Source organism: Shewanella sp. 10N.286.52.B9, from assembly GCF_002873635.1.
Lineage (GTDB): Bacteria > Pseudomonadota > Gammaproteobacteria > Enterobacterales > Shewanellaceae > Shewanella.
The window spans coordinates 1-532 of the sequence record NZ_MCTY01000130.1 but is presented as its reverse complement, the minus strand read 5'-3'; the positions used below and the strand labels follow the sequence as shown (position 1 = coordinate 532).

The following is a 532-nucleotide window of genomic DNA, read 5'->3' as shown; positions in this document are numbered from 1 at the left end:
CGAGCGGCGCAAACACGGTGCCAGCAACGGCTAGCATCAAGCGTATTCGTTGCCGCAGCCTGGCTGAACCTCCTCTGAGTAATCCAAAATCTCTGACTCGCCGTAAGCCTTTCGGCAGTACATGTTGCAGTACCAACCATAGAAATTCGACAGTAGGTAATGTACGTATTTCAGTGGTGTTGGTTTGGCTATTTTTGATACTCAAAACTAATTTGTCCGTCGATATTACTGACGATATTTTTATCGGGTAACACGCCGCGATAAAGGTATCGCGACAGGTACTTTAAAGCTGGCAGTCCTTTACCCACATGTTGGCAGTCTACCACCCACTTTTTGGGTATTGAGCTAGGGAGTTTTAGACTCAGTTTTGCCAGTTGCGCCAGCAGTCTTGCTCGCCACACTTTGGCCAGGTTAAAGGCGTTGAACAGGTATTTATCCTTGTTCTTTTTCCACTGTTTTTTGTGCTTATTAAAGCTGCCTGCCGGAATGATGAAGTGGATATGAGGATGGTAGTCACGCCTTCGGTTATGGG

At 46.8% G+C, this 532-nt stretch carries 1 pseudogene; it reads right to left on the bottom strand.

The window, feature by feature from the left end:
* A pseudogene (locus BCU91_RS07890) lies at positions 1-532 on the bottom strand (transposase); the annotation flags it as partial.